This window comes from Nocardioides sp. NPDC047086, assembly GCF_040643685.1.
Classification (GTDB): domain Bacteria; phylum Actinomycetota; class Actinomycetes; order Propionibacteriales; family Nocardioidaceae; genus Nocardioides.
Window position 1 is genome coordinate 24,474 of sequence record NZ_JBEYUV010000042.1, and the last position, 21,065, is coordinate 45,538.

Genomic DNA, 21,065 nt, shown 5'->3' on the forward strand with positions numbered 1-21,065 from the left:
CGACTGCGGACCCAGCCGAGGTCCGGCGCGTCCTCATGCTCATCCACACCGGGCGCGAGGAGGCCCGCGAGGTCGGCCTCGCCTGTGCCAAGTCGCTCGCGGTCCACGGCATCGTGGTCCGGGTGCTGGCGAGCGAGGCCGCCGACCTGGGCATCGACCCGGCGGCGTACGAACCGAAGCTCGAGCTCGCCGCCGACGAGGACGACGCGAGCCGTGACTGCGAGCTGGCGCTGGTCATCGGTGGCGACGGCACCATCCTGCGTGCGGCCGAGCTGGTCCAGCCCCACCGCACCCCGGTGCTCGGGGTCAACCTCGGCCATGTCGGGTTCCTGGCGGAGGCGGAGTACGACGATGTCGAGTCGACGATCGAGGCGATCGTGCAACGTCGCTACACCTCCGAGGACCGCCTCGCGCTCGACGTCAGCGTCTTCGAGGACGGTGAGAAGGTCTTCCGTACGTTCGCGGTCAACGAGGCGAGTGTCGAGAAGGCCGCGCGCGAGCGGATGCTCGAGGTCGTCGTCGAGATCGACGGCCGGCCGCTGTCGAGGTGGGGCTGCGACGGTGTCGTCTGCGCGACCCCGACCGGCTCGACGGCCTACAACTTCTCTGCCGGGGGCCCGGTCGTGTGGCCGGGTGTCGAGGCGCTGCTGCTGACCCCGATCAGCGCCCACGCCCTCTTCGCCAGGCCGATGGTGGTGGCGCCGACCTCGGTGCTGGCCGTCGAGGTCATCTCGCGCGCCGACGGTGTCGGCGTGCTCTGGTGCGACGGCCGGCGTTCCTACGACCTGGGCCCGGGGGCCCGGATCGAGGTCACCCGGGGGGTGGAGCCTGTCAGACTCGTTCGCCTGCACCAGGCCCCGTTCACGGATCGTCTGGTGCGGAAGTTCGGACTGTCTGTGGAGGGATGGCGAGGCGCCGCGGAACGGCGTCCGTTCAGGATGAACGGAGGCGAGAATGCTTGAGGAGATCAGGATCTCCGGACTCGGGATCATCGAGTCCTCGACCCTGGAGCTCGGACCAGGGCTGACCGTGGTGACCGGTGAGACCGGTGCGGGCAAGACCATGATCGTGACCGCTCTCGGGCTGCTGCTCGGTGGTCGCGGTGACGCCGGCTCGGTCCGCAAGGGCAAGAAGGCGGCCCGGGTCGAGGGCGTCATCGACGCCCGCTCCCTGCCCGCCGTCGTGGAGGCGACCGAGGAGGCCGGGGGAGAGGTCGAGGAGGGCCGCGTCCTGGTGGCCCGCACGGTCGCCGCCGAAGGCCGCGCGAGGGCGTACGTCGGGGGAGCGACCGTCCCGGTCGCGACCCTCGGCTCGGTGACCTCGCCGCTGGTCGCGGTCCACGGCCAGTCCGACCAGCACCGGCTGCTGCAGCCGCGCGCCCAGCGCGACTCGCTGGACCGCTTCGGCGGCGACGCGGTCGCCAAGCTCATCGCGGCCTACGCCGACATCCATGCCGAGCTCCACAAGGTCGAGCGCGAGCTCGACGAGGTCACCACCCACGCCCGTGAGCGGGCGCAGGAGGCCGATCTGCTCCGTTTCGGTCTCGGTGAGGTCGAGGAGGTCTCACCGGAGTCCGGCGAAGACGTCACCCTGGCCCAGGAGGAAGAGAAGCTCGGCTACGCCGACACGCTGCGCACCGCCGCGGAGCACGCTCGTGAGGCGCTCTCCTCGGAGATCGACGCCCCCGACGCGCTGGGCGCCATCTCGGCCGCGCGCCAGGCCCTCGACGGCGTGCGCGAGCACGACCCCGACGCCGCTTCTCTGGCCGACCGCCTCGCGGAGGTCTCCTACCTGCTCTCCGACCTCGCCGCCGACGTCGCCTCCTACGCGACCGCGATCGAGACCGACCCGGCCCGGCTCGCGGTGGTCTCCGAGCGCCGCGCAGCCCTGACCGCGCTGACCAGGAGGTACGGCGAGACCATCGACGAGGTGCTCGCCTGGGCCGAGACCGGCGCCAAGCGGCTGCTCGAGCTCGACTCCGACGACGACCGGATCGAGGAGCTCCGCGGGGAGCGTACGCGTCTGCGTGCCGCCCTCGCCGATGCCGGCCTGGCGCTGTCGGCCGCCCGCACCGACGCCGCCGGCGCGCTGGCCGAGGCGGTCAGCGACGAGCTCACCGGACTGGCCATGCCGCACGCGCGGCTGGTGGTCGACGTACGCCAGAAGGAGGCCGACGCGCCCGCGTCGGAGGACGAGTCACACGCACCGCTGAAGGTCGGTTCGGGCAGGACCCAGCGCTGGCTGCGCTACGGCTCCAACGGCCTCGACGAGGTCGAGCTGCTGCTGGCCGCCAACACCGGCTCGGAGCCTCGCCCGCTCCACAAGGGAGCCTCCGGTGGTGAGCTCTCCCGGGTGATGCTGGCGATCGAGGTGGTCCTGGCGGCCACCAGCCCGGTCCCGACCTTCGTCTTCGACGAGGTCGACGCCGGCGTCGGTGGCACCGCCGCCGTGGAGATCGGCCGCCGGCTCGCCCACCTGGCCCGCACCGCGCAGGTCCTGGTCGTCACCCACCTGCCCCAAGTCGCCGCCTTCGCCGACCATCACGTCGCCGTCGAGAAGACCAGCGACGGCGTGGTCACCAGCTCCGGTCTCACCGTCCTCGACGACGAGTCCCGCGAGCGGGAGCTCTCTCGCATGCTGGCCGGTCTGACGGCCTCCGACACCGCCATCGCGCACGCCCGCGAGCTCCTCGAGGTGGCTCGCTCCGCCAAGGCCTGATCACGCCGAAACCGCGGTTCTGGCGCCCCGAATCGGTTGTTGTGGCGAACGACACACGCCATAACGACCGATTCGACCGCCAAACGTCCGCATCCGGCCGCCACGACGTCCGACTCGCCGGATAGGAGATCCGGGGACGCGCCGTGGCGCCGGGGGAGGATTGGTGAGCCATGAGACTGCCTACTCGCCAGATTCCCTCCGTACTTCCGGGCATCCGCGGCACGCTCCGCTCGGGGCGGCCGACCCGGGCGCTGATCCCGCGACTCAAAGAGGGCGACATCGCGGTCATCGACCATGTCGACTTGGACCGGAGCACTGCGCTGGCGATCGTCGCCACGGGCGTGATCGCCGTGGTCAACGTCCAGCCGATGGTCTCGGGCCGCTACCCGAACCGGGGCCCGCAGACGCTGGCCGACGCGGGGATCGAGCTGATCGACAAGATCGGCGAGGCGGGGCTGGGGAAGCTGGTCGACGGCCGGAAGGCACGGATCCTCGACGGCGAGATCTTCGACGGTGAGCAGCTGCTGACCTCGGGCAGGGCGCTCGATCAGGAGTCGCTCGAGAAGGACCTCGAGGACGCCAAGCGGGGCCTGAGCTCCCATCTGGACCTCTTCACCCACAACAGCAGCGAGCTCCTCAAGCGCGAGGAGGAGGTGCTGCTGCACGGCAACGGCGTACCTGCTCTGGACACCCCGCTCGCCGGGCGTCCTGTCGTGGTGGTCGCCGACCATCCCGACCTCGACCGCTACCTCGGCGACCTCGCCGGCTTCCTGCGCGAGCAGCGCCCGGCCATCATCGCGGTGGGCCCCGCGGCGAAGAGGCTGACCAAGAAGCAGCTTCGCCACGCGGTGGTCGTCCTGGGCCCCGACACCGACACCTACCCCGAACCGAAGGTGCTCACCAGCGCCGCCGAGATCGTCCTCGCGCCCGGCGCCTCCGCGAGCGAGACCGCCACCGAGCTCCTCGACCGGATCGGCGTGCAGCCGAAGCGGTTCGAGTCGGCTCTCGCCCCCGAGGACGCGGCGCTCCTGGTGGCCTATGCCCAGCATCCCTCGCTGGTGGTCGGGGCCGGGCTGAGCACCACCCTGACCGACTTCCTCGAGGACCAGCGCCCCGGCCTGGCCGGCACCTACCTGACCCGGCTCGCCCTCGGCCCGACGCTGATCGATGCGTCCGCGATCCCGGCCGTGCGGCGCAAGGAGCCCCGTAGCCGCCGGCTCGTTCTTCCGGTCCTGGCCGCGGTGACGGCGCTGGCGGTCGGTGTACCCGCCGGCATCTGGGCCGCGGACCACGATCTCACCGCGATCGGCACGGGAATCGTGAGCCGGGCCGGCGACGGTGCCGCGGCGAGCCCCACCTCCGGCCGGAGCGAGACGAAGGGCGCCGAGGACCCACAGCAGAGCGCCGAGGCCCAGTTCGTCGCCGAGGCCGGCGACGCGCTCCTGCCCGGCACGCTCACCGGCCGGAAGGTCGCTGTCCTCACCCTCCCCGGCGCGGACCAGAAGACCGTCGCCGCGCTCACCGGCAAGATCGAGAAGGCCGGCGGCGAGACGACGGGGGTGCTCGACGTACGACCGAATCTGCTGGACCCCGACCGCAAGCAGTACGTCGACAGCCTGGCCACCCAGCTGATCAAGCAGCTGGGCCGCGGCGACGCGAAGCAGGCGACGTATCAGCGGATGGGCCAGGTGATCGGGGAGACCTACGCCGGCACGAAGCCGCCGACGGCGTTCGACCAGCCCGCCAAGACCGCCGCTGTGGCGTTGCTCACCGGCGATCTGGTCAAGGCACAGGGACGGCCGACCGGGCCGGCCGGCCTCGTCCTGGTCGTCCTCGGTGACGACAGCGCGGACACGACCGCGGTCGAGGGCCTGGTCGAGGGGCTCGGTGCGAGCACGAAAGGCCTGGTCGTGACGGCACCCACGGGCTCCGAGGACCTCGAGACGCTCCGCGCCAACGACTGGCCGGGCTGGTTCGCGTCGGTCGACGGCATCGAGACCACCACCGGTCAGGTCGCCGCTCCGCTCGCGCTGGCTCGCCAGACCGATCAACAAGGTGGCGATTTCGGTGCGTCAGGTTTCGGTGGCCTGCTGAAGCATTGATAGGATTGAGGCCCATGAAGTCGGCGAGCTTGACCAAGCACATTTTTGTCACCGGGGGCGTCGCCTCCTCATTGGGAAAGGGACTGACGGCATCGTCCCTCGGCCGTCTTCTCCGTTCGCGTGGCCTGAGCGTGACCATGCAGAAGCTGGACCCGTATCTCAACGTGGACCCCGGCACCATGAACCCGTTCCAGCACGGTGAGGTCTTCGTGACCAACGACGGTGCCGAGACGGACCTCGACATCGGCCACTACGAGCGCTTCCTCGACACCGACCTGGTCGGCCACGCCAACGTGACCACCGGGCAGGTCTACTCCAACGTGATCGCCAAGGAGCGCCGCGGCGACTACCTCGGCGAGACGGTCCAGGTGATCCCGCACATCACCGACGAGATCTCCGAGCGGGTCCTGGCCATGCACGGTCCCGAGATCGATGTCGTGATCACCGAGATCGGCGGCACCGTCGGCGACATCGAGTCGCTGCCGTTCCTCGAGGCCGCCCGCCAGGTGCGCCAGCTCGTCGGCCGCGACAACGTCTTCTTCGTGCACGTCTCCCTGGTGCCCTACATCGGCCCCTCCAAGGAGCTCAAGACGAAGCCGACCCAGCACTCGGTGATGGCGCTGCGCCAGATCGGCATCCAGCCCGACGCCATCGTGTGCCGCGCCGACCGCGAGCTGCCCGAGGGCATCAAGCGCAAGATCGCGCTCATGTGCGACGTCGACGAGGACGCCGTGGTGACCGCCGCCGACGCGCCGAGCATCTACGACATCCCGAAGGTGCTCCACCGCGAGGGTCTGGACGCCTATGTCGTGCGCAAGCTCGACCTGCCCTTCCGCGACGTCGACTGGGCGCTGTGGGAGGACCTGCTCCGCCGGGTCCACCACCCCAAGGAAGAGCTCACCATCGGCCTGGTCGGGAAGTACATCGACCTCCCCGACGCCTACCTGAGCGTCGGCGAGGCGCTGCGCGCCGGCGGGTTCGCCAACGAGGCAAAGGTCAACATCCGCTGGATCCCCTCCGACGAGTGCGAGACCCCCGAGGGCGCCGCCAAGAACCTCCACGACGTCGACGCCGTCTGCGTCCCCGGCGGCTTCGGCATCCGCGGCCTGGAGGGCAAGCTCGGCGCGCTGACCTACACCCGCACCCACCAAATCCCCACGCTCGGCCTGTGCCTGGGCCTGCAGTGCATGGTCATCGAGTACGCCCGCAACGTGCTCGGCCTGGAGAAGGCCGACTCCACGGAGTTCGACGCCGAGACCCCCGAGCCCGTCATCGCGACGATGGAGGAGCAGAAGGCGTACGTCGAGGGTGCCGGTGACCTCGGTGGCACCATGCGCCTGGGGCTCTACCCGGCCGAGCTCAAGAAGGGCTCGATCGCGGCCGAGGTCTACGGCGAGACCTCCATCGAGGAGCGTCACCGCCACCGCTACGAGGTCAACAACTCCTACCGCGACCAGCTCGAGGACGCCGGCCTGGTCTTCTCCGGCCTCTCGCCCGACAACCAGCTCGTCGAGTTCGTCGAGCTGCCCCGCGACGTACACCCCTACTACGTCTCCACCCAGGCCCACCCCGAGCTCCGCTCGCGGCCGACCCGCCCGCACCCGCTCTTCGCCGGGCTGGTGAAGGCGGCCCTCGACCGGCAGAAGGAGCAGCGGTTCCCGATCGACGAGACCAACCTGCGTCGCGAGGTCAGCGACATCAGCGACGTCGAGCTGCCAGAGTCCGAGCCTGCGTCGATGTGAGGAACGAACATCGGCGCAACGCGAGGAGGTCGAGCAAGCGCAGCGGGTGAGCTTGCGAACCCGCGAAGCGGGTCGAGACACAATGCCGAGGCCTGAGCATTCGACTGAGGAGGCCCCTGGGACCGGCGCTCGCCGGGCCCAGGGGCCTCCTGGTCTGTGTGTTCTAGCGACGTGTTCTAGCGACGTACCTCGCCGGTCGGCTTCACCTCGCCGCGCCAGGCACCGGTCTCGGTGCCGCGATGTTCGATGAAGTCCTTGAACCGCTCGAGGTCGCCCTTGGCCCGCGTGCCGACGAGCTTGAGCACGTCACCGACCTTCTCGACGGCGCCCTCGGGCTCGTACTCCAGGCGGAGCGTCACTTGGGTCGACGTCGCCATCTGGTCCGGGGTGAAGGACACCGTGCCCTTGTTCTTGGCGCCCTCCACGGCGCGCCAGGTGATGCGCTCGTCGGGAACCTGGTCGACGATCTCGGCGTCCCACTCGCGGGTCACACCGCCGATCTCGGCCTTCCAGTGCAGGTGCTTGTCATCGAGCTGCTGGACCGACTCGACGCCCTCCATGAACTGGGGGAACGACTCGAACTGGGTCCACTGGTCGTACGCGGTGCTGACCGGGACTGCGACCTGGACGCTCTTCTCGATGGTGCTCATGTCGTAACTCCTTCTCGGTTGCGTACGACAAAACGGGTACCCGCCGCTCTCGGCGGCCATACCTGCTGTGCTCACAACGCGCGAGCCGCCACCTGCCGCGAGTGCACGTCGGCCATGCGGATGATCGTCTGCCGGACGAAGGGGACCAGTGCATCGCCCTCACAGGCGGCGCGTGCGGCGGCGGCGACGTCCTCGCCGGCCTGTGCCGGGTAGAAGCGGAGCTGGAGCCCGTAGGCGAGCAGCCCGCCACCCCTGATGGCGGCGACCGCGTCGAGATAGCGCTGGGCGTACGGAGCCAGGATCTCCTCCTGGCCGGGCCGCCAGAACGCCGAGCTCAGCGCGTAGGCGCTGTCTGTGCGCGGAAGCCGGCGCTCGATCATGGTCACCTGCCAGGCCTCCTCCTTGGCCTCCGCGAGCGGCCGCGCGGTGCGTACGCCCAAGGCACTGACCCAGGACTCGGGGTCGGGGTCGCGTGCTTCGAGCGCCGCCACCGCCTGGGCGTCGTAGTCGCCCGTCTCGGCCCGACGGCCGAGCAGCCGCCAGGCCACCTGTACGTCCTCCGCCGCCCCTTCCTCGGCCAGCGCGAGCTGCTCGGGCGTGGAGGCGTGCGAGGCCACGACGCGGAGAGCGGTGTCGCGGTTGGCCGGGTCCTCGGCGAGCGCCGCGGCCGCTCCGGCGACCAGCGCCCGCTGCTCAGCGACCCGTTCGGGCGCCGTCCACAGCTCGGCAGCGGTGACGGCCATGGCCAGGAACTCGCCCGTGACCTGCGGGTTGCGCTCACGCTCGAGGACGGAGAGGACCCGCGAGACCACCTCGGGGCCGGCGATCTCGCCGCGGAACAGGGCGGTCCAGGCGCTGTTGACCGCGACCGCCCGGGCCACCGCGTCGGGCAGCAGGCCGGCGTTCTGGCCGAGCCAGGCCTCGCTGGCCGCGTCCGAGCGCACCGCCGCGAAGGTCACGTCGGTCGCGTTGACCAGGTGCGCGGCGGCGTCGGGGAGCGAGACCGCGACGGGCTCACCTGCCACGGTGACCGGCGTGGTCGCGAGGAGCGCCCCCGAGGAGTCGTAGGAGGCGATGTCGAGCCGGTGCGGGCGTACGGTCCCGTCGGGGCTGGTGATCGACACCTTGCCGTCGGCGAGGGTGATCACGTCGGTGCCGGCGTGGTCGAGCCAGGCGGTGGTCCAGGCGGAGAGGTCCTTGCCCGCGGCCGTGCCGAAGGCGCTCATCAGGTCGTCGAGGACGGTGTTGCCGTAGGCGTGCTCGGCGAAGTAGGACTGCAGCCCGGCGAGGTAGGCCTCTTCGCCGATGTAGGCGTGCAGCTGCTGCAGCACGGCCTGACCCTTCATGTAGGTGATCGCGTCGAAGTTGGCCATCGCGACGTCGACGCTGGGCACCACGCCGCGGATCGGGTGGGTGGCGGGCGTCGCGTCGATGTCGTAGCCCGCCTTCTTCTCGGTCAGCGCGATCGAGGCCCACACGTCGGCGTAGTCGGGGAGCGCGGCCGAGGCCCACACGGCGGCCCACGAGGCGAAGGCCTCGTTGAGCCACAGGTCGTCCCACCAGCGCATCGTGACCAGGTCGCCGAACCACATGTGCGCCATCTCGTGCAGGATCACGTTGGTGCGCTCGGTGCGGTCGGCGTGGGTCGGTGCCGTGCGGTAGAGGAACATGTCGCTGTGGGTGACCGCGCCCCAGTTCTCCATCGCGCCGCCCATGTCGGGAACGAAGATCTGGTCGTAGCGACGCTGCGGGAACGGCATCCCGAACTTGGTGCCGAACCAGGCCAGCCCGTGGGCGGTGACGTCGAGGATCTCCTCGCGGTCCCGCTCGAGCTGGCTCGCCAGCGACTGACGGGCGTAGAGCCCCAGGTCGTAGCCGCCCCGCTCCTCGCGGACCTCTACGAACGGGCCGGCGTTGACCACCACGACGTACGTCGAGAGCGGGGGAGTGTCCTCGAAGACCCAGGTCCGCGCGCCGGCGGTCGCGTCCGAGACGCTCGCGGGTGCGCAGTTGGACAGCACGGTCCACTGCTCGGGCGCGGTCACGGTGAACCCGTGCACGGCCTTGAGGTCGGGCTGGTCGAAGCAGGCCCACAGTCGGCGGGCGTCGTCGGGCTCGAAGGAGGTCCATACGTAGACGTTGCCGTCGGAGGGGTCGACGGTGCGCAGCACGCCCTCGGAGGAGGCGGTGTCGGACTGGGAGGCGGTCACGACCAGGGTGTTGGTCTCGGCGAGGTTCTCGAGCGGGATCCTGCCGGCGCTGATCGTGGCGAGGTCGAGCTCGGTGCCGTTGAGCGTGGCCGCGTTGACCTCGGCCACGCAGTCGACGAACGTGCTCGAGCCGGGGGAGGCGGAGAAGGTGATCGTGGAGACGCTCGAGAGCGTCTCGCCCTCCAGCAGGCCGGTCATGTCGAGAGCGATGTCGTAGCGCTCGACGGTGATCGTGGCGGCCCGCGCAGCCGCCTCCTCCTGGGTGAGTGAGGCAGGGGCGGCGGGGGAGGTGTCAGACATGAGCCGAGGGTAGCCTCGGGCCATGACATCGGACGCACGAATTTCCGACTCCGCGGGCCCGCTGGATCATGGTCCACTCACCGAGTGGGACGTCCCGGAGAGCTGGCCGGTCGCCTCGAGCGAGGACCTCCACCGTGACGGCTGGGTGGTCGCGCTGCGTGCGGACCGGATCAACCGTCCCGGCCACGAGGACGAGGAGCCGTTCCGCCGCCTGGTGCTCGAGCACCCGGGCGCCGCCGTCGTGCTGGCGCTGGACGAGGAGGAACGTGCCCTGGTCATCACCCAGTACCGCCATCCCGCCAGGCGGCGCTTCGTGGAGCTCCCCGCCGGCCTGATCGACTACCCTGGCGAGGACCCGCTGGACGTGGCCGTGCGCGAGCTGCGCGAGGAGGTGGCCCACGAGGCCGCCGAGTGGACGCCGCTGCTCTCGACCTACACCTCGCCCGGGATCTCCGAGGAGATCCACCACTTCTTCCTCGCCCGCGGCCTGACCGCGAGCGACCGCGACGGCTTCGAGCTGGAGCACGAGGAGGCCGAGATGAGCATCCACTGGGTGCCCTTCGAGGAGCTCCTGAACGCCGTGCTGAGCGGCCGGGCGACCGACGCGCCGGTCGTCCAGGCCGTGCTTGCGTACGCCGCGCTCAAATCGCGTGGCAGAGTCTGATCAGGCGCCTGGTCGAGGACCGAACGACGTGGTTTTGGTGACTTGCGCCACACCGGGTTAGACATGCCGCATCAGGCGGCGAACATCCGGCTGACCCGTAACCCACGGACCACCACATTCAGGGGAGAGACATGAGAGTCGGCGTACCCAAGGAAGTCAAGAACCACGAGTACCGGGTGGCGATCACCCCCTCGGGCGTCCACGAGCTGGTGGCCAACGGCCACGAGGTCTTCGTGCAGGCCGGAGCCGGAGTCGGCTCCTCGATCTCGGACGCCGAGTACGCCGCGGTCGGCGCCAAGATCCTCGGCGACGCCGACGAGACCTGGGGCAACGCCGACCTGGTGCTCAAGGTCAAGGAGCCGGTCGCGGAGGAGTACCACCGCCTGCGCGAGGGCCTGACCCTGTTCACCTACCTCCACCTGGCCGCCGACAAGCCGCTGACGCAGGAGCTGCTGGCCAAGAAGGTCACCGCGATCGCGTACGAGACCGTCGAGCTGCCCAACCGGGCGCTGCCGCTGCTCTACCCGATGTCGGAGGTCGCCGGCTGCCTGGCGCCCCAGGTCGGTGCGTACAACCTGCTCAAGGCCCAGGGCGGCCGCGGCACGCTGATGGGTGGTGTCGGCGGCGTCGCCAACGCCAAGGTCGTCATCATCGGTGCCGGCGTCTCGGGGCAGAACGCCGCCAACATCGCGCTCGGGATGGGCGCCGACGTCACGCTGCTCGACACCGACCTGGAGAAGCTGCGGATGTCGTTCTGGCGCTACTCCAACCAGGTCCACGGGCTCGCGTCGAACAAGCTGGCGCTCGAGGAGCAGGTGCTCCAGGCCGACCTGGTGATCGGCGCCGTGCTGATCCCCGGCGCGGCCGCGCCGAAGCTGGTCACCAACGACCTGGTCTCGCGGATGAAGCCCGGCTCGGTGCTCGTCGACATCGCCATCGACCAGGGCGGCTGCTTCGAGGACTCCCACGCGACGACCCACGACGACCCGACCTACCAGGTCCACGACTCGACCTTCTACTGCGTCGCCAACATGCCCGGCGCGGTGCCCAACACCTCCACCTACGCGCTCACGAACGCGACGATGCCGTACGCCGTCGCCGTGGCCAACAAGGGCTGGAAGCAGGCGCTGCGCGAGGACGCCGCGCTCGCCAAGGGCCTCAACACCCACGCCGGCGAGCTGACCAACGCCCCTGTCGGCGAGGCCGTCGGCATCGACGCGGTCGCGCTCGACACCGTCCTGGCCTGACATCTGAACCCGCCGAGTCGGCTCGTCATAACGAGCCGACTCGGCGGCATTTCTGGTCAAGATGAGCCGACTCGGCGGTGTTTTCGGTCAAGATGAGCCGACTCGGCTGGTTGGATGGATACGTGACGGCTGCATCGGTTGCTTCGGGGTCCGCTTCAGCGGTGGAGCATGCGATGCGTACGTATCTCGACCACCTCACGGTCGAACGCGGTCTCGCGGCCAACACGCTGTCGTCCTACCGCCGCGACTTGCGGAGGTACGCCGAGTTCCTGGCGCAACGAGATGTCGATGACCTCGCCGGGGTCTCGGAGGCGACCGTGTCGGGGTTCCTGGCACACCTGCGCGAGGGCAGCGAGGAGCATCCGGCGCTCAGTGCGACCTCGGCGGCGCGTACGGTCGTCGCGGTGCGTGGGTTCCACAAGTTCGCGGTGGCCGACGGGCTGGTGGAGGCCAACCCGGCCGGCCATGTGAAGCCGCCGCGGGCGGAGAAGCGGCTCCCGAAGGCGCTCCCGCTGGCCGACGTGGAGGCGATCCTGGAGGCGGCGGGCGCCCCGGGGACGCCGCTCGCGTTGCGCGATCGGGCTCTCCTGGAGGTCCTCTACGGCACGGGCGCCCGGATCTCTGAGGCGGTCGGCCTCGACGTCGACGACCTCGACCGGGTCGACCACGTCGTTCTGCTGCGAGGCAAGGGCGGCAAGGAGCGGATCGTCCCGGTCGGGTCCTACGCCATCGAGGCGGTCGAGGCCTATCTGACCCGGGCCCGCCCCGATCTCACCTCCGCCCGCTCGGGCGGCGCGCTCTTCCTCAACGCACGTGGCGGCCGGCTCTCCCGCCAGTCGGCCTGGACCGTCCTGACCCGCGCCGCCCAGCGCGCCGGGATCGACAAGGACGTCTCGCCGCACACCCTGCGCCATTCCTTCGCCACCCACCTGCTGGACGGTGGCGCCGACGTCCGTGTCGTGCAGGAGCTGCTGGGCCATGCATCGGTGACCACGACGCAGATCTACACTCTTGTCACCGTGGACAATCTCCGAGAGGTCTTTGCGACCGCACACCCGAGGGCCCTGTGACCCCGTCGACGAATTCGACCAGACCCGGCGACTGGATCCCCAAGGTCGGAGCGAGTCCCGACGACGTCTACGAGGCGGTCGTGGCGTGGGCCGAGGGGAGCGGCCGCAGCCTCTACCCCCACCAGGACGAGGCGATCATGTCCATCCTGGCCGGCGACAACGTCATCCTGGCGACGCCGACCGGCTCGGGGAAGTCGCTGGTCGCGGCGGGCGCGCACGCCGCGGCACTGGCCGAGGACAAGGTCTCCTTCTACACCGCGCCGATCAAGGCCCTGGTCAGCGAGAAGTTCTTCGACCTGGTCGAGACCTTCGGCGCCGAGAACGTCGGCATGCTCACCGGTGACGCGTCGGTCAACGCCGACGCCCCGATCATCTGCTGCACCGCCGAGGTGCTCGCCAACCTGGCGCTGCGCGAGGGCAGTCATGCCGACGTCGGGCTCGTCATCATGGACGAGTTCCACTACTACGGCGAGCCCGACCGCGGCTGGGCGTGGCAGGTGCCGCTGCTCGAGCTCCCGCAGGCACAGTTCCTGCTGCTGAGCGCGACCCTCGGTGACACCAGCGCCCTCGCCAAGGACATGACCAGGCGAAACGGCCGCGACACCGTCCTCGTCGACCAGGCGGAACGACCGGTTCCGCTCACCTTCGACTGGCGCCTCACCCCGCTCCAGGAGACCCTCGAGGAGCTCGTCACCACCGGTCAGGCGCCGGTCTACGTCGTGCACTTCACCCAGAAGGACGCCGTCACCCACGGCACCTCGCTGCTCAACGCGAGCTGGCTGAAGCTCTCCACCGAGGAGAAGGACCAGATCGCCAAGCGGCTAGAGCCGGTCCGCTTCGCCGCCGGCTTCGGCAAGACGCTCTCGAAGCTGCTGCGCAAGGGCATCGGCGTCCACCACGCCGGCATGCTGCCCCGCTACCGGCGACTGGTGGAGCAGCTCGCCCAGGCCGGGCTCCTCAAGGTCATCGCCGGCACCGACACCCTCGGCGTCGGCATCAACGTCCCGATCCGCACCGTGCTCTTCACCGGCCTGGCCAAGTTCGACGGCCGCCGCCAGCGCATCCTCCGCACCAGGGAGTTCCTGCAGATCGCCGGAAGAGCCGGCCGGGCGGGCTTCGACACCCAGGGCTACGTCGTCGTCCAGGCCCCCGAGCACATCATCGAGAACGAGAAGGCCAAGGCGAAGTCCGAGGAGCGCCGCAAGGCCGGCAAGAAGAACTCCAAGGCCCAGCTCAAGAAGCCTCCCGAGGGTACGGTCGTGTGGACCGAGGCGACCTTCACCAAGCTCGTCGACGGCGCCCCGGAGCCGCTGCAGAGCCGGATGAAGGTCGACAACTCGATGATCCTCAACGTCGTCGCGCGCGACGAGGACGCCTTCGAGGTGATGCGCCGGATCACCATGGACAATCATGAGGAGCGGCGCACCCAGCTCAAGCTCGCCCGCCGGGCCCTGCGCCTGACCCGGTCCCTGGTCCACAGCGGGGTCCTGACCAGGCTCGCCGAGCCCGATGCGTACGGGCGGCGCTACGTCCTGACCGAGGCCCTTCCTGCCGACTTCGCGCTCAACCAGCCGCTGGCGCACTTCGCCCTCGCCGCCCTCGACACGCTCGATCCGGATTCGCCCGAGCACACCCTCGAGATCGTCTCGGTGATCGAGTCCGTGCTCGAGCCCCCACGCCAGATCCTCTTCGCCCAGCAGCACGAGGCCCGTGGCAAGGCGATCGAGAACATGAAGGCCGACGGCGTCGAGTACGACGAGCGGATGGCCCTCATCGAGGAGATCACCTGGCCCAAGCCGATGGCCGAGCGGCTCGAGGCGCTCTTCGAGGTCTACCGCGGCACCCACCCGTGGCTGCCCGAGGACGCCCTCGACCCCAAGTCGATCCTGCGCGAGATGTACGAGCAGGGGATGACCTTCACCGACGTCGTACGCCGCTACCAGCTCGCCCGCTCCGAAGGCCTGGTGCTGCGCTACCTGACCGACGCCTACCGCACCTTCCGGCACACTGTTCCCGAGAGCCACAAGAGTCCCGAGATCGAGGACCTGATCGAGTGGCTGGGGGAGACGATCCGACAGACCGACTCGAGCCTCCTGGACGAGTGGGAGGCGCTCTCCGACCCCGAGCACATCCCGTCCGCCGTCGCCCACCACGAGGCTCCTCCGCCGCCGCGGTCCCTGTCGCAGCAGACCCGTGCCTTCGAGATCATGGTCCGCAACGCGATGTGGGCCCGGGGCGACGCCGTCTCGCGCGACGACCTCGACGGCCTGATGCGTCTCGAGCGCGCGGCCGCCGACCGCTTCGACCCGGCCCGCGACGTCGTGATGACGAGATCTCGCTGGGACGACGCCCTGGAGGCCTACTTCGCCGAGCACGACGACGTGGGCATCTCCGCGGACTCGCGCTCGCCCAAGCTGCTCACCTGGACGGCCGAGCGCGGCGCGCCGGCAGGGGTGGACGAGGAGGACGAGGCGTACGACTCGACCCGGGTCTGGCGGATCACCCAGACCCTGGACGACCCGGCCGGCGACCACGACTGGGTGATCGAGGCGGTGGCAGATCTGGACGCGAGCGACGAGGCCGGGGAGCTGGTCCTGGCGACGGTGGCGATGCGTCGGCTGTGACGGGTTGCCCGGTTCCGCTAGCGTTGGGGCGTGCGCAAGCTACTGAAGAACCCCGTCGTCGTCGCGGCCATCGCCAAGATCGCCAACGAGGCTCGCAAGCCCGAGAACCAGAAGAAGATCAAGGACGCCGCGGGCAAGGCCTACGACCAGCTCCAGAAGCGCCGCCGGTCGCGCTGAGACCGGCAGATCGGTCGGAGATTCATCCACAGATTTCTCCACATCGAGTGCCTGTCCTGTGGGGCTCACGCGGGGCCAGGTCCACGGGTCGTCAACAGATTCGGGTCGCGTAGCAGAATCACCCAGATTTGCCTTGTGACACGCCCGGCGCGGCTCCTACAGTCGCGCAGATCTGGGTCATACAGTCGCCGTGTCGACATATAGACCCGCACGCCGCGATCGTCCTAGGGCCGCGGCAACTGAACCGGGGGTGGAGGAATGGAAGACAGCTATTTCGGAGCAGGTGGCGCGACCGCGCCGCAGATGCCTCCGCAGACTCCGGCAGCACCGCCGCCGGCCTATCCGCCCTCGGCCCGGCTGCGCGCCGACGCCCCCGAGCCCGACGCGGGTTCCTTCGACTCCCCGGGCAAGAACAAGATGGGTCCGACCGGTCGCCCCTGGCCCCACCTCCCCGAGCCGGGACGCGCCACCGGCGGCCCCGCGCGCACGGTGGCGATGGTCAACCAGAAGGGTGGCGTCGGCAAGACCACGACGACCATCAACCTGGGTGCTGCGCTGGCCGAGCACGGCCGCAAGGTGCTGATGGTCGACTTCGACCCGCAGGGATCGCTCTCGGTCGGTCTGGGGCTCCAGCCAAACGAGATCGAGCTGACCGTCTACAACCTGCTGATGGAGCGTGACATCACGCTCGAGGACGTCGTCGTCCCCTCCGGCATCGACGGTGTCGACCTGCTCCCGGCCAACATCGACCTCTCCGCCGCCGAGGTGCAGCTGGTCCAGGAGGTCGCCCGCGAGCAGACCCTGGCCCGCGCCCTGGCTCCGGCCGTCGCCAACTACGACGTGATCCTCATCGACTGCCAGCCGAGCCTGGGCCTGCTGACCGTCAACGCGCTCACCGCCTCCGACTCCGTGGTCGTCCCGCTGGAGTGCGAATACTTCGCCCTGCGCGGCGTCGCCCTGCTCAAGGACACAATCGACAAGGTTCAGGAGCGGCTCAACCCGCGCCTGAAGATCGACGGAATACTGGGCACGATGTACGACAGCCGCACCATGCACAGCCGCGAGGTCATGGAGACCCTGGTCAACGGCTGGGGCGACCGTGTCTTCCACAGCGTCATCCGCCGCACCGTGAAGTTCGCCGACTCCACCGTGGTCGGCGAGCCGATCACCGAGTACGCCTCCAGCTCCACCGGCGCCGACTCCTACCGGATGCTCGCCAAGGAGGTGCTGGCCCGATGGCAACGAGGCGAGTGAGGGTTCCCGCCGCTGACGACCTGTTCCGGCGTACGTCGGACGGCGCCGCGGGCGCTGAGGCCAAGACCCGGCCGGTGCACGCCGTGCCCGAGCCGGCCGAGGAGACGCCGGCCGCCAAGAAGCGGTCCAGCGGGCGCGTACGTCATGACGAGAAGATGACGGTCTACATCACCTCTGAGGAGCTGCTCGACCTCGAGCACGCCCGGCTCAACCTGCGGGCCAAGCACAGCATCGCCGTCGACCGCGGCCGGCTGGTGCGCGAGGCGCTCGCGATCGTGCTGGCCGACCTCGAGGAGTACGGGGACGACAGCGCCCTCGTGCACCGGCTCGCTGACCCACGGTGACGGCCGCGCAGATGACACCAGCCCCGGACGGGGTCGAGGAACAGGAGCCGAGCGGCGCCGGGGGATTCGAGGTGCGCCTCGACAACTTCGAGGGTCCCTTCGACCTGCTGCTCAGCCTGATCGCCAAGCACAAGCTCGACATCACCGAGGTCTCTCTGGCCACCGTGACCGACGAGTTCATCGCCTTCGTCAAGAAGGGCGCGGGGGAGAAGGGCACCTGGGACCTCGAGCAGACCTCCAACTTCCTGTTGGTCGCGAGCACGCTGCTCGACCTGAAGGCGGCCCGGCTGCTGCCGCAGGGTGACGTCGAGGACGAGGAGGACCTCGCGCTGCTCGAGGCGCGCGACCTCCTCTTCGCGCGGCTGCTGCAGTACAAGGCGTTCAAGCAGGTCGCGGCCGTCTTCGGCGAGCGGCTGGCGAAGGAGTCCAAGCGACACCCGCGCTCGGTCCAGCTCGAGCCGCGCTACGCCGGCCTGCTGCCGGAGGTGCTGATCGGGATCGGGCTGGACCAGTTCGCCCAGCTGGCCGCTGCCGCGATGGCGCCCAAGCCGGGGCCACCCGAGATCGGGCTGGCCCACATCCACGGCTCGAAGGTGTCGGTCAAGGAGCAGGCGGCGCTGGTCATCGAGCGGCTGCGCGCCTCGGGACAGGTCACCTTCCGTAGCCTGTGCTCCGACTCGCCGGACACCCTGACCACGGTGGCCCGGTTCCTCTCGCTGCTGGAGCTCTTCCGCGAGGGTGCGGTCGCCTTCGACCAGGTCACCGCGCTGGGCGAGCTGACCGTACGCTGGACCGGCGATGAGGCGCTCGATGTCGACGAGCTGATCCAGGACGAGTTCGAGGGGCAGCCGCCCGCGGAGGGCGGCGCCGATGATGGGGAGAAGGACGATGACTGAGGCCTCTGACGATACGCTCGCGATCGATTTCGCCGACCTGCGCCCGGCGCTCGAGGCCGTGCTGATGGTCGCCGACGAGCCGCTCGAGGCGGCCGCGCTGGCCTCGGCCGTGGGCCACCCGACCGCGTCGGTGGTCGACGCTCTGGCGGGCCTGTCCACCGAGTACACCGAGCAGGGCCGCGGCTTCGACCTGCGCAACGTCGCCGGTGGCTGGCGGTTCTACACTCGCGAGGCCTACGCCGAGGTCGTCGGAGGCTTCGTGCTCGAGGGGCAGCAGGCGAGGCTGACCCAGGCGGCGCTGGAGACGCTCGCGGTGGTCGCCTACAAGCAGCCCGTCTCGCGTGCCCGGGTCTCCGCGATCCGTGGCGTCAACGTCGACGGCGTGATGCGTACGCTGCTCACCCGCGGCCTCGTCGAGGAGGCCGGCCAGGACCACGAGACCGGCGCCAACCTCTACCGCACCACCGGCTACTTCCTGGAACGGATCGGCATCACCGACCTCGGCGAGCTGCCCGAGCTGGCGCCCTACCTGCCCGACCTCGCCGACATGGAGGAGGAGCTGACCGAGCAGGTCAGCCAGGAGGCGCTCGCCGCGCAGCCCGAGGAGCCTGCGGCGAATGGGTCCGATCCTGAGGATGCGGGAGAATCGAAACCGTGAGTGACCTTCCTGAGCGAGACGATCTTCCGCTGGACGACGAGGGCCTGATCCGGCTCCAGAAGCTGCTGGCCCTGGCCGGCATCGCCTCGCGGCGCGGCAGCGAGATCCTGATGCTCAACGGCTCCGTCGAGGTCAACGGCGAGGTGGTCACCCGCCTCGGCACCAAGGTCGACCCCGGCAAGGACGTCGTACGCGTCGACGGCAAGCGGCTCCCGCCGATCTCCGGCAAGGTCTACCTGGCCCTCAACAAGCCCCGTGGCGTGGTCTCGACGATGAGCGACCCCGAGGGCCGCCGCAACCTCTCCGACCTGGTCGCCGAACGTCCGGAGCGCCTCTTCCACGTCGGGCGTCTCGACACCGACACCGAGGGCCTGATCATCCTCACCAACGACGGTGACTTCGCGCACCGGCTGGCCCACCCCAGCTACGAGGTCGACAAGACCTACGTCGCCGAGGTCACCGGCGAGATCTTCCCGAACGTACGCAAGCGGCTCCTCGCCGGCGTCACTCTCGAGGACGGCCCGGTGACCGTGACCAAGGCCCGGATCATGGAGACCCGCAAGGACAAGTCGATCATCGAGCTGGTCATCCACGAAGGACGCAACCGAATCGTGCGCCGCCTGCTGGACCACCTCGGTCACCCGGTCACGCGGCTGACCCGCACCCGGATCGGCCCGGTACGGCTGGGCACCATGAAGCCCGGCGAGATGCGCGACCTCTCCCGCGAGGAGCTCGGCGAGCTCCTCGACACCACCGAGCTCTGAGGCTCGGAAACTCGAGTGCGTACGTCGCCCTCGAGCCGCTAGGGTGAGTGCCATGCAGCAGCGCGCGATGAGCACGACGACGCCGGACCCACTCCGGCGCTGACCTGCTGTCCACTTTTCGCAGACCGCCCCGGAGCATTGATCCGGGGCGGTTCTCGTCTCTGGTGACCGTGCTCCGGGCCCATTCCCAAGGAGCACCTACCGATGAATTCCGCTGACTCTCCCGAGCCCCGTCTCGACCATCGTGAGCTCAACCGCGACCTCGCCGTCTTCGCCACCGACCCGCTGGCCGGCTCCGGGCTGCCGCTCTGGCTGCCCGACGGAGCCGTCATCTTCGCCGAGCTCGAACGGCTCGCCGCCGACCTCGCCCGGGCTGATGGCTGCGTACCGGTCAAGACCCCGGTGCTCGGAAAACGCGCGCTCTTCGAACGCTCGGGTCACTGGGCGAAGTTCGCCGAGGACATGTTCCCGCCGATGGCCATGGGGTCGGGTTCGGCGGGGGAGAGCGGCGACGAGCTCGTGCTGCGTCCCGCGAACTGTCCCCATCATGCGCTGGTCTACAAGGCGCGACCGCACTCCTACCGCGAGCTCCCGATCCGGCTGCACGAGCTCGCTCCGATGTTCCGTGCCGAACGCTCCGGGGTGCTCTCGGGGCTGAGCCGGGTGCGCCAGATCAACCTGGACGACACCCATGTCTTCTGCCGTCCCGACCAGGTGGCGGACGAGGCGGCGAAGGCGCTGCGCTCAGCGCTCGAAGCCCAGCGGATCCTCGGTCTGCGGGTCGACTACGTACGCCTCTCCCTCCGTGACGCCTCCCCGTCCTACCTCGGCTCAGCCGAGCAGTGGGACGGTGCCGAGGAGGCGCTGAGGAAGGCAGCGGCCGGGGCGGGCGTCGAGGTCGTGGTGGCACCGGGCGAGGCCGCCTTCTACGGACCCAAGCTCGATCTGCAGGTCCTCGACCCCGGCGGTCACGAGGAGACCATCGCCACCGTCCAGATCGACTTCAACCAGCCCGAGCGCTTCGATCTCACCTACGACGCCGCCGACGGCTCCCGGCAGCGGGTCGTGATGGTCCATCGCGGCACCCTCGGGTCCATGGAGCGTGTCACCGCGGCCGTGCTCGAGCACTACCAGGGTCGCCTCCCGCTGTGGCTCGCACCGACCCAGATCGCCATCCTCCCGGTCTCCCCGTCCCAGGACCCCGCCGCCCGCGCCCTCGCCGACGCGCTCGTCGCCGAGGGCCTCCGTCCGCGCCTGGACCCGGATGGCTCCCTCGGCGCCAGGATCCGTGAGTCTCGGCGCCGGCGTGAGCCGCTGATCGCGGTCATCGGGTCTGTCGAGGCGGAGGCGGGGAAGGTCCAGGTACGTGATGTCTCGGCGGGGGTCGAGCACCGTGTCGGTGTCGCTGATCTGGTGAGCTTGATGAAGGCGGCGTATGTTGCGCGGGCGGGTGAGGTCTCCTGGTGAGATCTCGACGCCGGTGGTCGGGCTTGTCGAGACCACCCTGTGCGTAACCGTTCTTCGGGGCTGGTCTGGGCCGCCGACCCTGTTTGGAGGGTCTTCTCGATCTGGTCCGGCGTCAAGGACGCCCTGCGGGCGCCGGCTTCGCCGGCCGCCTTCGGCGGTCCTGGACTCCGGACCAGAT

The 21,065-nt window shown here is 70.0% G+C and carries 17 protein-coding genes; 15 read left to right on the forward strand and 2 right to left on the reverse strand.

Going from position 1 to position 21,065, the window contains the following annotated elements; translation table 11 throughout:
• The first annotated feature begins 35 nt into the window (after positions 1–35).
• The 4 genes from ABZ796_RS23780 to ABZ796_RS23795 all read left to right on the forward strand — a co-directional run bounded on the left by ABZ796_RS23780 (position 36) and on the right by ABZ796_RS23795 (position 6,562).
• Positions 36–962, forward strand: coding sequence for an NAD kinase (locus tag ABZ796_RS23780; protein ID WP_357340291.1), 927 nt, complete (start codon positions 36–38; stop codon positions 960–962).
• Entirely contained in the window at positions 955–2,718 is a 1,764-nt protein-coding gene (recN, locus tag ABZ796_RS23785; protein WP_357340292.1) for a DNA repair protein RecN, read from the forward strand. Before ABZ796_RS23780 ends, recN begins: the two co-directional genes overlap by 8 nt.
• A gap of 170 nt (positions 2,719–2,888) precedes the next feature.
• A complete protein-coding gene (gene steA, locus ABZ796_RS23790; RefSeq protein WP_357340293.1) occupies positions 2,889–4,820 on the forward strand; it encodes a putative cytokinetic ring protein SteA in 1,932 nt (643 codons plus the stop codon).
• A gap of 14 nt (positions 4,821–4,834) precedes the next feature.
• On the forward strand, positions 4,835–6,562 hold the full coding sequence (locus ABZ796_RS23795; protein ID WP_357340294.1) for a CTP synthase: 1,728 nt from the start codon (positions 4,835–4,837) through the stop codon (positions 6,560–6,562).
• Positions 6,563–6,738: 176 nt separating this feature from the next.
• Here the strand turns inward: ABZ796_RS23795 and ABZ796_RS23800 are convergent, their stop codons facing one another.
• Both ABZ796_RS23800 and pepN read right to left on the reverse strand, forming a co-directional pair.
• The gene (locus ABZ796_RS23800) at positions 6,739–7,212 is read right to left on the reverse strand and encodes an SRPBCC family protein (RefSeq protein WP_357340295.1); all 474 of its coding nucleotides are present in this window, start codon (positions 7,210–7,212) and stop codon (positions 6,739–6,741) included.
• Between the two features lie 71 nt (positions 7,213–7,283).
• Positions 7,284–9,722: an aminopeptidase N gene (gene pepN / locus ABZ796_RS23805; protein WP_357340296.1), complete on the reverse strand. Its 2,439-nt coding sequence runs from the start codon at positions 9,720–9,722 to the stop codon at positions 7,284–7,286.
• Positions 9,723–9,744: 22 nt separating this feature from the next.
• Between pepN and ABZ796_RS23810 the strand changes: the two genes are divergently transcribed.
• The 11 genes from ABZ796_RS23810 to thrS all read left to right on the forward strand — a co-directional run bounded on the left by ABZ796_RS23810 (position 9,745) and on the right by thrS (position 20,887).
• Complete coding sequence (locus ABZ796_RS23810) at positions 9,745–10,386, forward strand: NUDIX hydrolase (protein WP_357340297.1); 642 nt, start codon at positions 9,745–9,747, stop codon at positions 10,384–10,386.
• 131 nt (positions 10,387–10,517) lie between these two features.
• The gene (gene ald / locus ABZ796_RS23815; protein WP_357340298.1) at positions 10,518–11,633 is read left to right on the forward strand and encodes an alanine dehydrogenase; all 1,116 of its coding nucleotides are present in this window, start codon (positions 10,518–10,520) and stop codon (positions 11,631–11,633) included.
• Between the two features lie 92 nt (positions 11,634–11,725).
• The gene (xerD, locus tag ABZ796_RS23820; RefSeq protein WP_357340299.1) at positions 11,726–12,703 is read left to right on the forward strand and encodes a site-specific tyrosine recombinase XerD; all 978 of its coding nucleotides are present in this window, start codon (positions 11,726–11,728) and stop codon (positions 12,701–12,703) included.
• Positions 12,700–15,327 (forward strand): DUF3516 domain-containing protein, encoded by a 2,628-nt coding sequence (locus tag ABZ796_RS23825; protein WP_357340300.1) that lies wholly within the window; start codon positions 12,700–12,702, stop codon positions 15,325–15,327. The genes xerD and ABZ796_RS23825 overlap by 4 nt, the downstream gene beginning before the upstream one ends.
• A 30-nt stretch (positions 15,328–15,357) precedes the next feature.
• Positions 15,358–15,504, forward strand: a complete 147-nt coding sequence (locus tag ABZ796_RS23830) for a hypothetical protein (protein WP_357340301.1) — start codon at positions 15,358–15,360, stop codon at positions 15,502–15,504.
• 417 nt (positions 15,505–15,921) lie between these two features.
• Positions 15,922–16,758, forward strand: a complete 837-nt coding sequence (locus ABZ796_RS23835; RefSeq protein ID WP_357340309.1) for an AAA family ATPase — start codon at positions 15,922–15,924, stop codon at positions 16,756–16,758.
• Entirely contained in the window at positions 16,740–17,102 is a 363-nt protein-coding gene (locus tag ABZ796_RS23840; RefSeq protein WP_357340302.1) for a hypothetical protein, read from the forward strand. Before ABZ796_RS23835 ends, ABZ796_RS23840 begins: the two co-directional genes overlap by 19 nt.
• 11 nt (positions 17,103–17,113) lie before the next feature.
• Positions 17,114–17,998: a ScpA family protein gene (locus ABZ796_RS23845; protein ID WP_357340303.1), complete on the forward strand. Its 885-nt coding sequence runs from the start codon at positions 17,114–17,116 to the stop codon at positions 17,996–17,998.
• A complete protein-coding gene (gene scpB, locus ABZ796_RS23850; protein WP_357340305.1) occupies positions 17,991–18,656 on the forward strand; it encodes an SMC-Scp complex subunit ScpB in 666 nt (221 codons plus the stop codon). The genes ABZ796_RS23845 and scpB overlap by 8 nt, the downstream gene beginning before the upstream one ends.
• Positions 18,653–19,420: a pseudouridine synthase gene (locus ABZ796_RS23855; protein ID WP_357340306.1), complete on the forward strand. Its 768-nt coding sequence runs from the start codon at positions 18,653–18,655 to the stop codon at positions 19,418–19,420. Before scpB ends, ABZ796_RS23855 begins: the two co-directional genes overlap by 4 nt.
• 204 nt (positions 19,421–19,624) lie before the next feature.
• Positions 19,625–20,887: a threonine--tRNA ligase gene (gene thrS, locus ABZ796_RS23860; protein ID WP_357340307.1), complete on the forward strand. Its 1,263-nt coding sequence runs from the start codon at positions 19,625–19,627 to the stop codon at positions 20,885–20,887.
• The last annotated feature ends 178 nt before the right edge of the window (positions 20,888–21,065 follow it).